Annotated in this window: 1 protein-coding gene; it reads right to left on the bottom strand. The window is 62.8% G+C overall.

Annotated elements, in window-relative coordinates; translation table 11 throughout:
- Window positions 1-476: toprim domain-containing protein (locus ACR6JA_RS23435; protein WP_494599957.1), on the bottom strand; the 476-nt coding region annotated here is incomplete at both ends.

Below are 476 nucleotides of genomic sequence, written 5' to 3'. Positions count from 1 at the left end.
CTCAGGCACGGCCTGGCCAGCAAAAACGGGTTTGCGGGCGATCCAATCGCCCCGGCCGTCATCGCTCGATGCGATATAGGTCACAACCCCCACCACCGGCACCTTCTCCTGCAGCGCAAGCAGGAGCGACCCCTGCACGCGACCCACAGCGCCCTCATCGCCCGATAGAGACCCTATCAGGCGATCAACGATCCGCCGGGCGTCGCCCCGGCAGGCCGACATTCTGTCAAAGGGCGCGGCAGAGGCCAGCATTGCCTTCACCTCCGAAGGCGCGAGCGATTTCAGGCGCACCCGCAGCACCTTTTCCCGATCATCTTCGGCGATGCAGAACCGCAACACATCACGGGCGATAACGTCGCCCTCCTGGTCATCATCCGTGGCCAGATAGACATGCTTGGCAGCACGAGCGGCCTCTTCAATTTCAAGAGCTATGCGCTCTCGTTCAGGCTTCAGCCGGTAGGCCAGTTCCCTGTAGC

It is taken from the genome of Cedecea sp. B1(4) (assembly GCF_059414925.1).
The sequence above is the reverse complement of the archived record's forward strand: the minus strand, read 5'-3'. Positions and strand labels throughout refer to the sequence as shown.